The organism is Bacillus sp. H1a (assembly GCF_000633475.1).
In the GTDB taxonomy this organism is placed as follows: Bacteria; Bacillota; Bacilli; order Bacillales; family Bacillaceae_G; genus Bacillus_A; species Bacillus_A paramycoides.
Genome location: NZ_AYMH01000047.1, coordinates 88,899 through 101,657, shown reverse-complemented (window position 1 = coordinate 101,657; position 12,759 = coordinate 88,899). Strand labels below are relative to the sequence as shown.

Genomic DNA, 12,759 nt, shown 5'->3' with positions numbered 1-12,759 from the left:
TGTATACATATGAAAATTATGGACTATTATATTAGACTAAGGCTGCATGTACAAGATCAACAGCATATGCGAAATAGCTTACAAGAATTAGCGGATATTTTATATTGCAGTACGAAAAACGTGAAGATTTTATTAAAGAAAATGAGCGAAGAACAATTAATTTGCTGGACTCCAGGGCGAGGCCGCGGGAATAAGACGGAAATTATATTTTCACATACTTTAATAGAAGCAATTGAATTATATACAGATGAACTTTTAGAGCAAGAAAAGTTAAAAGATATCTTTCTTCTTTTAAAAGAACCCCTTCCTCTTGCACTTCAGAAAAAAATAGAAAGTAAACTACATCATCATTTTGGCTATGAACCTTCAAATGATATGTACGACATATTAAAGATCCCTATATCAAGAAAGATATTACCGTTAGATCCGGCTTTTGCGGCTGTAACTACGGAGAGCCATCTTACTAGTCAAATTTTTGATACATTAGTCGTTTATAACGATGTTACAGAAAAAATGGAACCACATCTTGCTCATACGTGGGAATTAAGTCAGGATCAACTTACGTGGACGTTTCATTTACGAAAAGATATACATTTTCATAACGAAACTCTTTTAACTTCTAAAGATGTTCAATTTTCATTTGAAAGATTAAAGCAAGTCCAATCTCCTTTCGAATGGTTAACAGAAGAAATTGTTCAAATTGAAACACCATCACCACTGCAAATACGATTCCATTTAGCAAAACCGAACTTATTTTTCTTACATTATGTGAGTTCAATGCAGCTCGCAATCTTGCCACATGATGCAGTCATTCAAAATCATCACTACATAGGTACTGGACCTTTTAAACTTAATCATTATTCTGAAGATAATATCGTACTCGAAGCTTTCACCCATTATTTTAAAGAGCGTGCGTTACTAGACCGTATTGAGTTTTGGCGTATTCCAGATCATGTGAAAATACATTCTGATTATGAACTGCCAAATGAAAATGAAAACGAAAGACACGATATCCAAATAGAAGAAATAGGTTGCATTTATGCTAGCTTCAATTTTAAAAAAACTGGTCCCCATCACGATATTTACTTTCGTAAAGCTTGGAGAGAAATATATGATGTTGAAACGATACTTTGTAACATAGAAGGAAGACGAACAATTGCTGCATCAAGCTTCTTTCCTGAAAGAAGCCGTCATCAAACCCCGAGAAGATCCTACTCTTTAGAAAAAGCGAAAGAGTATTTGAAAAAGAGCACATATAATGGAGAAATAATACATATTTACTTCTTCGCATTTAAAGATAGTGCAAACGACGCAGACTTCCTAAAAGAACGTTGCGAACAATTAGGAGTGCAAGTAGAACTTCACCCATTTCTCGTTTCAGATTATACGGATCGTTCTATTGATAAACATGCCGATATCATTTTAATGGGAGAAGTATTTGCCACTGAGCATGAAATGGCATTTTTAAACGTATTTAAAAATAAAAATTGCTTTATAAATCGATTCATGGACCCGCACTATGAAAAACAAATTAATTGTTTACTAGATACATTTTTATTAGAAGAAAATAAAGAAAAGCGCTATGAACTCATGTATGAAATTGAAGAGTTTTTGCAAGCTGAATACATTATTTTATTTAACTATCACGTTTTAAAAAGAAAAACATATCCCTCTTCTTTAAAAAACGTAACAATTGATTCATTCGGTTGGGCGAATTTTGCGAAGTTATGGATACAGCCATCCCCGCACTAAAGTGTGAGGGTTTCGAATATATATTCTTTATAAAAGGAGAGAAACTATGAGAGGAAACATAGAAAGAAGGCTTTCCTATCTATACACAGGTGAGTTATTTTCAGTCATTACTTTTATTTTTACAAGTTACTTAATTAATTATGCTTATCCTACATTATATTTATATTCCCTGTATTCTTTTTGGGTCTCATTTCTTCTTTTAGAGTTTCTCTTACTACAAGGAACTGTTTACTGGTACGTAAAGTGGAAAAGACTAAAAAAAGAAAAAACATCTGTTACGCCTATTTGGATCATTCAATATTTAAAAAGACTAAAAAAGATAAATATAGGATTGATTATCACAGGACTTATTATGTTTATTATTGATTTTTTAATTTGGTATCCCCATTTACCTTTAGGCGGGCTATCATTCTCCCTATTTGTTTATGTTTTTGCATTATTTGAGTATATTAACTATTATCATATTCAGCTTTCATATGATAACACCTCTGATATTAAATATTTAATAAAATCAAAAAAACTAAAACAGTCCTGTATGAGTAAAGATTTTCAACGTATTTCATAAAAGATTAGACTCCACTTATGAAAATTTTAGGTTAATAAAAACTAAGCAACCTTTATGAATGCAAGAGAAGGTACTACACGTTTAGTAGTACCTTCTCACGCACAAAGATGTAAACTATTATTTAATTACTTCATCCAAATGATTTTTCAAGTTTAATAAAAACTGCTCTATATTAGGATTTTTCACCACATCATAACACGCAAAACTCTTTAACGGACTCATACCAATAAACTTCTGCACGCGATGTAAATGACTAAGCGCTGATTCTAAACTTTCCCCTTCAAAGAACTTCGTCTTATCTCCAAACACTTTTTCAGGTGCATTCCAAGTTGTAGAGAACATATACTGTTTCTCTTTTAGTAAACCACCTGTTCCATATTCATCTGCACCTTTGAAGAACAAACCATATTCATATACTTCATCCATATACGTTTTAAATAATCCCGGTACACTAAACCAGTAAATTGGTGTTTGATAAATAACAACATCCGCCCATAAAAACTTCTCTTGTTCTTCCTTAATACTATATCCATCTTGAATCGTTGTCGTTTTCACGTGATGATTTTCGCTTAATAAAGTTATCATATAATCAACTAACGTTTTATTTAATCGCCCTTCCTTTGAACCGTATTTCTCATGCCCATTTATAATGAATATATTTTTCATCACATTTCTCTCCCCTATATTTTTATTCCTCAGCTATTAAGCCAAGTTGCTGCTTCAGCGTAAGATTATCTTCTAAATGCCAATCTTCCGTTATCTTTCCGTCTTTCACATGCAAAATATCAATTGCAAAAAAATTAATCTTTTTATCATTATGAGTTCCCGTAAAAGAAAGACGGGCTGTTACTTTATCACCAACCACTAATAAATCTTCAATCTCACAATGTATATTTGGAACGACTTTACGAAAACTTTGCGCCGCAAACTTTAATCCTTCAATACCTTGCGGACGACCTTTCGGCAACGTATTATCGAAAAAATTTTCAGTAACAGTCTGCGGAATAAGTTTCTCCTTACCTGTATCCCAAAATGCGTAAAACCGCTGGGCTGCATGAACCATATCTGTCGCTTCTCTTTTGCTTAGTGAAGGATCGATTGTCATTGTTTTTGGCTTCGGCATTTCCTTCAATAATTGGATTTCAGTTTTTTGCTCCCCACTACACGCTACAAGCACAATACAAATGACCAAAAAACTTAGTAACGCAAATAACCTTTTTATACCCATGGAAATCACCTCCTCCTGCTACAAACCCTTTTTATTTCGTATTGCTATTGTATATGCACTAACTTCCCTTTTGGAAGTAGTGATATTTTTTTCATATAGTTACCAAAAGGATAGTTTTGTGATACTATAAAGCAAATTCATATAATTTTTTATGGAGGCTAGTTCCATGAGCAATATAGATCCGGTTATATTAACGAAAGGTTCACCAGGTATTCCATGCCCTATCGCCAAAACACTTGACGTAATTAGTACAAAATGGACTTTTTTAATTATTCGTGACCTTCTTATTGAAGGAACATTACGCTTTAGTGATTTACAAAAATCAATGGATGGCATTAGTCCGAAAACATTGTCACTTCGACTAAAAGAGTTAGAAACGCAAGGGATTATAACGAGAAAAGTGTATCCAGAAGTTCCGCCTCGTGTAGAGTACACATTAACGGATAAAGGAAAGCAATTAGAAAATATCTTTATAGAATTAAAACGGTTTGGATTAAATTTATAAAATAAAAACCCCTTACAACGGTAAGGGGTTTTTCGTTACTTATTAAATTACCTCGCCAAACTTTCAGCTAACTGCTTCTCTCTCCACATAAATGTAATGCCGAGACCAACTATTAAAACAACTCCTGAGAAAGCATATGGATAATGAATATTTACATCAAATAATATTCCACCCATCGCTGGTCCAACAATATTTCCTAAGCTCGTATAAGTTGAGTTCATTCCAGCAACGAACCCTTGCTCTTTTCCAGCTGCTTTTGATAAAAACGTCGTTAACGCTGGACGAAGTAAATCGAAAGCTAAGAAAATAAAACAAGTAACAAGGAGCACAATCCAATAATTAAAGACTATTGTTGAAACAAACGCTAACACTGCTCCTACAATTAAACATAATTGAATTAGCACTTTTTCACCGAATATGTCCACTAATTTCCCAAACATAAATACTTGTACAACTACCCCAAAAATTGAACTAATTGTAATAATTGCAGCAATATCTTTCGGTGTGAAACCAAATTTATGATCAGAAAACAGGCTAAAAACAGTTTCATATGCGGATAAACCGAATGCCAGTACAAATACAATAATAAATGCAATTGCATACATTGGATTTAAAGATTTCTTTAAATCTCCGATAAAACTTGATTCCTTCGTATTAGTAGAAATCTCTGCAAGCTCCTCTTTCGTTAACGGCTCTTTCAAAATAAATATAGAAATAATGCATGCCATAAAGGCAATAACTGCTGCCACAAAGAACGGTACACGTATACCATATTCTGCAATAAATCCGCCGATTCCAGGTCCTATTATAAAGCCAGTACTAATAGCCGCAGACAGATATCCCATCGCTTTTGGACGTTCCTGAATAGATGTAATATCAGCAACATATGCTGTAACGCCAGGCATAATAAACGCAGCACTAATCCCGCCCAGCATCCTTGCTACATAAAGCATCCATACATCTTTTCCTAATCCAAAAAGAAGCTCTGAAACACCAAAAATAAATAATCCAATGATAATCATTTTCTTCCTACCGTAAAGGTCGACCCATCGACCAGTAATTGGTGAAGTAAGAAGTTGGGCCATTGCAAATACTGCAACGAGATATCCCATCGTTTTCCCTGTTAAATTCATATCATTCATAAAGGACGGCATAACTGGAATGATTAATCCAATGCCTAAAAAAGCAATAAATATATTACTTAAAAGAATGATTAATACCATCTTTTGTTCTTTAATTGGTTTCTTCAATGATTAACACCTCTTCCCATAAAACTCATTTCTGTACAGTTTCTCTCAAAAATAATGCCCAAGAAGTTTTTTCTTTATCCCGATTAGTGGGACTAATAATCAGTGGGTTGGAAAAAACTCCACTGATTAAAACCTCGCTTTACACTTCAGCATATGCATAAAAACAAACTGAATGATTATCATTCAGTTTGTACTTGAAATGAATCCACCCTTGTATTTCTGATGAATTCACCCAGCCATTTATTCTTTTATCCCGATTGGTGTGGGCTAATAATCAGTGGGAAATGTCCCCCCACTGATTAAAGTTTCACTTTATATGTAGTGCATGTGTTAAAAAATCTAGCACTTCTGCTTTTTGGAGTTCAACTTGCTCATCATCTTTATGGTCATATAAATGAACTTGTTCAGCTGCTGATTCAACAAGAGCGATAAATAGCTTTGCTGTTCTTTCTGCATGAATTGAATCACGAATTTCACCTAATTCTTTTGCCTCGCTTAAAAATTCACTTAGCCATTTATAAAGAGGCTCATATACAGCTTCCCATTCTTTTATATGTTCAGTAGATGCAAGACCCGCATACATTAAAGCTTGTATCTCACGATATTCCGCTATAAAGTCAAAAACAGCATCTATTACTTGCGTAACTTTCTTTGAAAAAGGTCCATCGTTCTGTACCTTTTCTTTTACTGCAAGTATCATCTTTTCAACCATCACTTCTGCTATTGCAGGCATAACAGATAACTTAGAAGGAAAATATAAATAGAAAGTTCCTTGCGCAATACCAGCCAATTTCACGATATCAGAAATCTTTGTTTTTTCAACGCCCTTTTCCTGAAACACTTCAATAGCTGCAAAGATAATTTTTTCTTTTTTATTCATCATCTAAACCCTTTCACACGCGTATTGAATGACTGTCACTCATTTTATAAGAAAGTGTATTATACTGTCAATCATAGTGTATTATATAGAAAAAATCTCCTAATAGACGATTCATTGTTCTATTAGGAGACAAAAATATAATATATAATTTGTGCTATAGTATACTTCTTAAGAAAGAGCCTTTAATCCCGTCACTCCGCATACAATAAGAGCCACACTAATAATACGCGCTTTACTTTTCGATTCTCCAAACAGGAACATGTTTAATAAAACTGCTCCTGCAGTCCCAATACCGATCCAAACAGCATAAGCTACACTTACCTGTAAAAATAAGAAAGATGTATATAGGAATGCGAAAGAAGTTCCAAATCCACCTATATAAATAGCCCCGTTTGTTAACGTCTTATCTTTACTATACATTTTAAGGCCTATTACACCAACTATTTCACTAATCGCTGCACAAAATACGAAAAACCAACCCATTTTTAAGCAGCTCCTTCCACAGTTTCTTCTTTATTATCAGCCAGCTTTAAACCGATAACGCCGGCTACAACCATCACGATAAAGAATAGTTTTCCTAAACTAAAACTTCCACCGAAAAGAAAAACATCCATTAAGAAAGTTCCTACAGTACCAGCCCCAGCAAATACCGCATATACTGTCCCTGTCGCAAGATGTTCACACGCTTTAGAAAGGAAGTGAAAATCAACAGCGATAATCCCTACAATGATGATCCAATGCCACCAAGTGTGGGCCGTATTAAAACCAAACACCCAGAAGACTTCAAAAATACATGTTAATATGACATATAACCAAGCTTTATTTTTCATACCTCTCACCTTTTATAACTGACTGACCGTCAGTCAGTTTGTTTGTTTTTTAAAAATATAATCTCACACTAACTACTATATAAACCAATATCATCCTCTTTTATCATTATATTTGTTCCGTCACCAAGCTGACTAAGATTATAAAGTTCTTTCAAATTCTTACAACTCAAAAGAGATTCAATGTAATTTTAACATCCCTCTATTAATGAGCTCTCGTGTTCCCTTATCTTTCTGTATAAATTGCTTATCTACATCCTCTCACAAAAATGACTGAATGTCATTCATAAATATTCTACATGAACAATTTGTGAAATGTCAACAGTGAATTTTCATGCTACATAAGGACAAAAGAAACAAAAATCCCCTCACCATATACATGTGAAGGGGGATTATAAAAAAATTTCAACTCGACTGTATGTTTTTCAATACTCTGTCAATAATGGTAGTAACAAAATATTTTCTCCATTCCCCCTTGGAGATCCCTTTGAATCGAGCAGTTACTTTTAGCTAGCTGCTCTTTTTTAATTTATCATTACATTATAATGAAATGCTCATAAATCAATTCCAAAACAAAAACACTGAATTCCCTTTTCCACATTAAAACGGGAACGCAGTGTTTTGTACGCTATTTATTTTCCAACGAGTCTTTGTACGCAATAATTTTATTTTCAAGCATCTTCTCTGTAATTACTAAGTTCTCTCTTTGAGTTTGAATAGATTTTTTATGATCTTCTAAAAGTTGTAACCGGGCTTCGGTTGTATGCTCCCCTTCTAAATATAATCTAGCGTATTCTCTTATTTTCGCTATCGGCATTTGCGTTTGTTTTAACTTCATTACAAACTGCAACCATGTTATATGTGATTCGTCATACATTCTATTTCCATTTGTATTACGATTAGCAATTAATATATTCTCCTTTTCATAATATCGTAATGTATGTGTGCTCACTCCTAATAATTTCGCTACCTCGCTAATTGTGTACATAATTATTCTCCTTCACACGATATGTATCCTCATATATTTTACTACCTTATCTAAATTTCAAAAAACATTTGACTTAGAGTGTACTCTAACTAATACAATCTAAACATAAATAATTCAATTTGAATTCAGGGGGAGTTTATATGAAATATACTGTTATTACTGGTGCTAGTTCAGGAATCGGCTATGAATCAGCTTTAGCCTTTGCATCTCGCGGAAAAAACTTAATACTTGTAGCACGAAGACAAGCAGAATTAGAAGAATTAAAATTGAAAATTAACGAAATGAATCCGGAATTGGATGTTGTCATTCGAAGAACTGATTTATCCGTCACTGAAAATGTTTATAAACTTTATGAAAGCCTCCAAAGCTTTCAAATTGAAACGTGGATTAATAACGCAGGTTTTGGTAATTTCGCCTCAATTGCTGAACAAAATTTAAACAAAATCGAAACGATGTTGCATGTAAATATAGAAGCACTAACAATACTTTCTTCCCTTTTCGTTCGAGATTATTCAATGATCGAAGGAACACAGCTTATTAACGTTTCATCAGGCGGTGGATACACGATTGTTGCTAACGCTGTTACGTACTGCGCTACGAAATTCTATGTAAGTGCATTTACAGAAGGACTATCTCACGAACTGAAAGAACAAGGTGCAAAACTGCAAGCAAAAGTTTTAGCTCCTGGTGCAACTGAAACAGAATTCGCGAAACGTTCATTTAATATTGATGAGTTCCAATACGATAATGTTGTACCGAAATTTCATACTGCAAAACAAATGGCACAATTTATGCTCGACCTTTATGATAACGACAAAGTTGTAGGACTTGTCGATGGTTCTACGTATAACTATGAACTTAGAGATCCACTTTATAATTTTGTCATGAGACAAACGAATTCAAATTCCTAATAACATCTCATTTCTTATTAAAATACAGATGCCCACTATTATCTAAATAATAGTGGGCACTTTTTTTCTCTAAAAACTTCACCCAACATACCGAATCAGCGCCACCTCATCACAGCAATCAAACTTTGGACAATGTCTACAATCGACCCATACTTTCTCTGGCAATGATTCTTTATTCACAAAATCAAACCCACACTTTTGAAAAAATTCTGTTTCATATGTTAAAGAAATTACTCTATTCACTTTTATTTTTGCTGCCTCATTCATTACATGATTCACTAACATACGCCCAATCCCTTTTCCTGCATATGTATGCGAAACTACTAACGATCGTACTTCTGCAAGATCCTCTCCTAATACGTGTAAACCAGCGACTCCAATAATACTCTCTTCTTCTTTCACAACATACAAACATTGTAAATATTGATAAAGAGACAAGAGAGAACGTGGCAAAACAACTCCCTCTTTCGCATACACTTCAATTAAGTTATAAACCTCTTTCACATCACTTGTAACAGCATTACAAATTTCCATATTATATCCCCTTAACCAGCACATTAATATTTATAAAAATAAATGAATATTAATCCGTAATTTCATATAATAATACAATCCTCTTTTCTCTCCGTCAATCACTTTTCTGAATTTTACACAAACAAAAAACCAAGCAATCTAATCCATGCTTGGTTCCTCATTCCGTATCGGCAATACCGTAGAATATTTAATTTCACGCAGTGCTAAACTCGTTTGTATCCGTGTAATGCCTAGCTTATTCAGCTTTCTAATAAAATGCTCTAGTTCTTTTCTGTCACGATTCGCCACTTTTAATAAATAATCATATTCTCCTGTTAAACAGTGACATTCTAACACTTCAGGCATAGATTCTAATTCTCTTTCTAGCACTTCAAGCTTTTCCGACTGATGAATATTTGTACTCATAAAAATGAAACAAAGTAAATCAAACCCTAGCTTTTCTTGATTTAAAATCGCCACTTGTTTATCAATGAAACCTTCCCCATCTAACCTTTTTATTCTTGCATGCATAGCAGCCGGTGATAAGTTAACGCGGCGTGCAAGTTCCGCATTGCTTACTTGTGACTCCTTTTGTAATATATCTAAAATTTGTATATCCAAATCATCTAGCACTTTAATAACAGATGACTCCATCAAAATTCCCCCTTTTTTTCTTACCGACGATTATTCGAAGAAACATCTCATAACTTATATAAAACTGAATATTTTTCTGCGAATAAGATTTCCAACAAAACATTTTATTGAGTTTTCACCATTATACAAAAGAATATATTAGACAATAAAGAAAAATGCTAAAATTATTTACAGTTCATTCTTATTTCAACAAAGGGGTTTTTAGTATGCCTTATTTTTACGTCTTTTTATTATTATTAACGAGCTTATTATGGGGAGGAAATTTCGTCGTTGGGAAATCACTCGTCGATCATGCGTCTCCGATGACACTGACAAGTTTAAGATGGATGATTGCGATTGTTTGTTTATTACCAATGGTATGGTTTAAAGAGAAGAAAATCATTCCACCACGCTCTGCAATACTTCCGCTAATACTTATGGGAATATCAGGAGTCGCTCTTTTTAACATTTTTCAATTTTTAGCATTAGAAAAAACATCCGCAACGAATGTAGGTCTTATTTCTACATTGAACGCTATTTCAATTGCACTATTTTCTGTGTTATTTCTAAAAGAAAAAGTAAATACACTTCAAATTCTTTCTATGATTCTTTCATTTTTCGGCGTCATTCTCGTTCTTTTGAAAGGAAATTTCTCTCTTTTATTTTCACTACATTTTAATAGCGGAGATTTATGGATGATTGCGGCTGTTTGTATTTGGGGCATTTATTCTGTTTGCAGTAAATGGGCGACAAAAACAACTACACCGCTCATGGCAACTTTATATTCTGGTATTTTTGGCGTTATTTTATTACTCCCATTTAACATAGGCAACTTCACTGTTTCCAATATCAATTCTTCTTTCATTACATCACTTTTATATACAGGATTGATTTCAACAGTCCTTTGTATGGTGTTTTGGAACATTGGTGTACAGAAATTAGGAGCTACTACATCGGGGATTTTTCTAAATTTCAATCCAATTTTCACAGCTATTTTAGCATTTATTTTCCTCGGAGAAGAACTAACATGGATTCAAATTTTCGGAACAATTATCGTCGTGACAGGATGTTATTTATTTTCTCATTTTAAAACTGTTTCTCCTCAAACGACTAGAACTTTAGTACGAAAACATTCTTAATGAAAAAGCATCGCCACCAGAGTGGCGATGTATTTATTTACCCTTCATTTCTTTCACATACTTTTTTTCTTCTTCTGGCGATAAACGTTCTGTTGCCTTTCCGGTATCACCACCTTGAATTTCCCACAAAAAGTTATGCTCCTCAACCGTTTGTGAAAAGTCTCCTTTCTCCCAACGCTCCAAAGTAGAAAGTAGCTTTGATTTATATTTAAAATTTGTACTGCTTTCTACTGCGTTCTTCGCACTACTAATTTCCTTATTTGTCATTTCGATAAATCCCCATTTCTCAGAGGATTTCACTTTTTGATGTACCATCCTATGCATTGTAGAAATAATTTCATCTTCACTAACTTGTGGCTTCTCTTCCTTTACTTTCTTCTCCTGTTGATCCATTACTTTTTGTACCTTAAGGCTCTTCTCCTCTTCCTCTATATAATTAAGAAATTTAGTAACACCGAATAAAGCCCCCATCACAATTACAATCATTGTAATTGTCCCTATTATCCATTTTTTCATATTATGTACTCCCCATTCCCCCTAATAATCACATAAACAAATGGAATCGCCTGCACATAGTCAATTCCATTTGTTTCCTTATTTCCTTTTAGGCCTTCATCGCTTCTCGTATAATATAACTATCCACATACTGCTTAAACTTCACGATTTTTCCGTTCTCAAGTTTCCATACGTGAACAAAGTCTGCTTCAAAGGATTTTCCCGTCTCTTTATAAACTCCTGAGTAAACACCTTCAGCAATAATCACATCTTTTCCATTTACTTCATGGTACGTATTTACACTAGCCTTATAATCATTCCATTCTAATCCTAAACGACTAAATACATTTTTCATTACTGCTTCTACACCAATATACGTTCCGCCGTACGGAAAACCCGCTGCCTCTGTCCATTCTACTTTTCTAGAAAGGGCTTCCGCTAAATGTTTTGCATTTGAAGAAGCCGAACCTTCATATGTGCTTCGAATCATTTCTAAATTTGACTTAGTCATGCTATTTCCTCCACATTTTTTATTTTTTCACTTCAATTGTAACTAATTAAGTTACATTTATAACAAAAAAATATTAGCTCTTCCGTAACTACGCGACTAGATGTAACTATTTTAGTTACATCTAGTCGTCAAGTCAACACTTAAAAAATGAAATTTACTTCGTTTTCATTACTTTCTCTTTTAAGAGACGATCTACATATCCTTCTGCTTTTACAATGAATAAATACGCACCCATTGACAATAATGCAAGATCTAATTCATATCCCGGATTCTTTCCATCTCCTAATAATCCTGCTGCTCCATTTACCTTTACGATAGCTCCAGCTAAAATAAGAGCAAATAACAATCCTACATATCTCACACCTAAACCGATAATTAATAATATACCACCAACTAATTCAACTGTTGCTACACCGTATGCAAGACCACCTGGTAAGCCGATGCTTGTAAACCATCCTGCTACGTTATCGATACCTGATTGAAACTTTGCTAAACCGTGTGCAAAAAAAGTAACTCCTAACACGATACGAATAATTAAATTACCAATATATTGATTCATTCT

Annotated in this window: 17 protein-coding genes; 5 read left to right on the top strand and 12 right to left on the bottom strand. The window is 33.8% G+C overall.

Annotated features, from left to right (window positions below):
* The first annotated feature begins 9 nt into the window (after positions 1-9).
* Both U860_RS0122580 and U860_RS0122575 read left to right on the top strand, forming a co-directional pair.
* A complete protein-coding gene (locus tag U860_RS0122580; RefSeq protein ID WP_025150278.1) occupies positions 10-1,752 on the top strand; it encodes an SgrR family transcriptional regulator in 1,743 nt (580 codons plus the stop codon).
* Between the two features lie 46 nt (positions 1,753-1,798).
* Complete coding sequence (locus tag U860_RS0122575; protein WP_025150277.1) at positions 1,799-2,317, top strand: hypothetical protein; 519 nt, start codon at positions 1,799-1,801, stop codon at positions 2,315-2,317.
* A gap of 117 nt (positions 2,318-2,434) precedes the next feature.
* Here U860_RS0122575 and U860_RS0122570 read toward each other — a convergent pair whose 3' ends face one another.
* A complete protein-coding gene (locus tag U860_RS0122570; protein WP_025150276.1) occupies positions 2,435-2,983 on the bottom strand; it encodes an NAD(P)H-dependent oxidoreductase in 549 nt (182 codons plus the stop codon).
* Between the two features lie 22 nt (positions 2,984-3,005).
* Positions 3,006-3,545, bottom strand: a complete 540-nt coding sequence (locus U860_RS0122565) for an ester cyclase (protein ID WP_025150275.1) — start codon at positions 3,543-3,545, stop codon at positions 3,006-3,008.
* Between the two features lie 166 nt (positions 3,546-3,711).
* On the opposite strand from U860_RS0122565, the gene U860_RS0122560 reads away from it, so the two are divergent.
* A complete protein-coding gene (locus tag U860_RS0122560) occupies positions 3,712-4,050 on the top strand; it encodes a helix-turn-helix domain-containing protein (protein ID WP_025150274.1) in 339 nt (112 codons plus the stop codon).
* A gap of 47 nt (positions 4,051-4,097) precedes the next feature.
* On the opposite strand, the gene U860_RS0122555 is transcribed toward U860_RS0122560, so the two are convergent.
* From U860_RS0122555 to U860_RS0122535, 5 genes are all read right to left on the bottom strand, one after another.
* Positions 4,098-5,300 carry a tetracycline resistance MFS efflux pump gene (locus U860_RS0122555; RefSeq protein ID WP_025150273.1) on the bottom strand — a complete coding sequence of 401 codons (1,203 nt, stop codon included), beginning with the start codon at positions 5,298-5,300 and terminating at the stop codon, positions 4,098-4,100.
* A 307-nt stretch (positions 5,301-5,607) separates the two neighbouring features.
* Complete coding sequence (locus U860_RS0122550; RefSeq protein ID WP_025150272.1) at positions 5,608-6,183, bottom strand: TetR family transcriptional regulator; 576 nt, start codon at positions 6,181-6,183, stop codon at positions 5,608-5,610.
* 165 nt (positions 6,184-6,348) lie between these two features.
* Positions 6,349-6,663, bottom strand: a complete 315-nt coding sequence (locus tag U860_RS0122545; RefSeq protein ID WP_025150271.1) for a multidrug efflux SMR transporter — start codon at positions 6,661-6,663, stop codon at positions 6,349-6,351.
* A gap of 2 nt (positions 6,664-6,665) precedes the next feature.
* On the bottom strand, positions 6,666-7,010 hold the full coding sequence (locus tag U860_RS0122540; protein ID WP_025150270.1) for a multidrug efflux SMR transporter: 345 nt from the start codon (positions 7,008-7,010) through the stop codon (positions 6,666-6,668).
* A 625-nt stretch (positions 7,011-7,635) separates the two neighbouring features.
* Positions 7,636-7,995, bottom strand: a complete 360-nt coding sequence (locus U860_RS0122535) for a MerR family transcriptional regulator (RefSeq protein ID WP_025150269.1) — start codon at positions 7,993-7,995, stop codon at positions 7,636-7,638.
* Positions 7,996-8,135: 140 nt separating this feature from the next.
* On the opposite strand from U860_RS0122535, the gene U860_RS0122530 reads away from it, so the two are divergent.
* Entirely contained in the window at positions 8,136-8,906 is a 771-nt protein-coding gene (locus tag U860_RS0122530; protein WP_025150268.1) for an SDR family NAD(P)-dependent oxidoreductase, read from the top strand.
* A gap of 78 nt (positions 8,907-8,984) precedes the next feature.
* Here the strand turns inward: U860_RS0122530 and U860_RS0122525 are convergent, their stop codons facing one another.
* Positions 8,985-9,440 carry an N-acetyltransferase gene (locus tag U860_RS0122525; RefSeq protein WP_025150267.1) on the bottom strand — a complete coding sequence of 152 codons (456 nt, stop codon included), beginning with the start codon at positions 9,438-9,440 and terminating at the stop codon, positions 8,985-8,987.
* 138 nt (positions 9,441-9,578) lie between these two features.
* Positions 9,579-10,073 (bottom strand): Lrp/AsnC family transcriptional regulator, encoded by a 495-nt coding sequence (locus U860_RS0122520; protein WP_025150266.1) that lies wholly within the window; start codon positions 10,071-10,073, stop codon positions 9,579-9,581.
* 206 nt (positions 10,074-10,279) lie between these two features.
* Here U860_RS0122520 and U860_RS0122515 point away from each other — a divergent pair, with 206 nt between their 5' ends.
* Positions 10,280-11,191 carry a DMT family transporter gene (locus U860_RS0122515; RefSeq protein WP_025150265.1) on the top strand — a complete coding sequence of 304 codons (912 nt, stop codon included), beginning with the start codon at positions 10,280-10,282 and terminating at the stop codon, positions 11,189-11,191.
* Positions 11,192-11,224: 33 nt separating this feature from the next.
* Here the strand turns inward: U860_RS0122515 and U860_RS0122510 are convergent, their stop codons facing one another.
* From U860_RS0122510 to U860_RS0122500, 3 genes are all read right to left on the bottom strand, one after another.
* Positions 11,225-11,707, bottom strand: a complete 483-nt coding sequence (locus U860_RS0122510) for a PRK06770 family protein (RefSeq protein ID WP_025150264.1) — start codon at positions 11,705-11,707, stop codon at positions 11,225-11,227.
* An 88-nt stretch (positions 11,708-11,795) separates the two neighbouring features.
* Positions 11,796-12,197 (bottom strand): nuclear transport factor 2 family protein, encoded by a 402-nt coding sequence (locus U860_RS0122505; RefSeq protein ID WP_025150263.1) that lies wholly within the window; start codon positions 12,195-12,197, stop codon positions 11,796-11,798.
* Between the two features lie 154 nt (positions 12,198-12,351).
* Positions 12,352-12,756: a DoxX family protein gene (locus U860_RS0122500; protein ID WP_025150262.1), complete on the bottom strand. Its 405-nt coding sequence runs from the start codon at positions 12,754-12,756 to the stop codon at positions 12,352-12,354.
* Positions 12,757-12,759: the final 3 nt, after the last annotated feature.

Coding starts and splice junctions, on each gene's coding strand:
- U860_RS0122580 (WP_025150278.1), top strand. CDS start 10: ATGAAAATTATGGACTATTATATTAGACTAAGGCTGCATGTACAAGAT.
- U860_RS0122575 (WP_025150277.1), top strand. CDS start 1,799: ATGAGAGGAAACATAGAAAGAAGGCTTTCCTATCTATACACAGGTGAG.
- U860_RS0122570 (WP_025150276.1), bottom strand. CDS start 2,983: ATGAAAAATATATTCATTATAAATGGGCATGAGAAATACGGTTCAAAG.
- U860_RS0122565 (WP_025150275.1), bottom strand. CDS start 3,545: ATGGGTATAAAAAGGTTATTTGCGTTACTAAGTTTTTTGGTCATTTGT.
- U860_RS0122560 (WP_025150274.1), top strand. CDS start 3,712: ATGAGCAATATAGATCCGGTTATATTAACGAAAGGTTCACCAGGTATT.
- U860_RS0122550 (WP_025150272.1), bottom strand. CDS start 6,183: ATGATGAATAAAAAAGAAAAAATTATCTTTGCAGCTATTGAAGTGTTT.
- U860_RS0122545 (WP_025150271.1), bottom strand. CDS start 6,663: ATGGGTTGGTTTTTCGTATTTTGTGCAGCGATTAGTGAAATAGTTGGT.
- U860_RS0122540 (WP_025150270.1), bottom strand. CDS start 7,010: ATGAAAAATAAAGCTTGGTTATATGTCATATTAACATGTATTTTTGAA.
- U860_RS0122535 (WP_025150269.1), bottom strand. CDS start 7,995: ATGTACACAATTAGCGAGGTAGCGAAATTATTAGGAGTGAGCACACAT.
- U860_RS0122530 (WP_025150268.1), top strand. CDS start 8,136: ATGAAATATACTGTTATTACTGGTGCTAGTTCAGGAATCGGCTATGAA.
- U860_RS0122525 (WP_025150267.1), bottom strand. CDS start 9,440: ATGGAAATTTGTAATGCTGTTACAAGTGATGTGAAAGAGGTTTATAAC.
- U860_RS0122520 (WP_025150266.1), bottom strand. CDS start 10,073: ATGGAGTCATCTGTTATTAAAGTGCTAGATGATTTGGATATACAAATT.
- U860_RS0122515 (WP_025150265.1), top strand. CDS start 10,280: ATGCCTTATTTTTACGTCTTTTTATTATTATTAACGAGCTTATTATGG.
- U860_RS0122510 (WP_025150264.1), bottom strand. CDS start 11,707: ATGAAAAAATGGATAATAGGGACAATTACAATGATTGTAATTGTGATG.
- U860_RS0122505 (WP_025150263.1), bottom strand. CDS start 12,197: ATGACTAAGTCAAATTTAGAAATGATTCGAAGCACATATGAAGGTTCG.
- U860_RS0122500 (WP_025150262.1), bottom strand. CDS start 12,756: ATGAATCAATATATTGGTAATTTAATTATTCGTATCGTGTTAGGAGTT.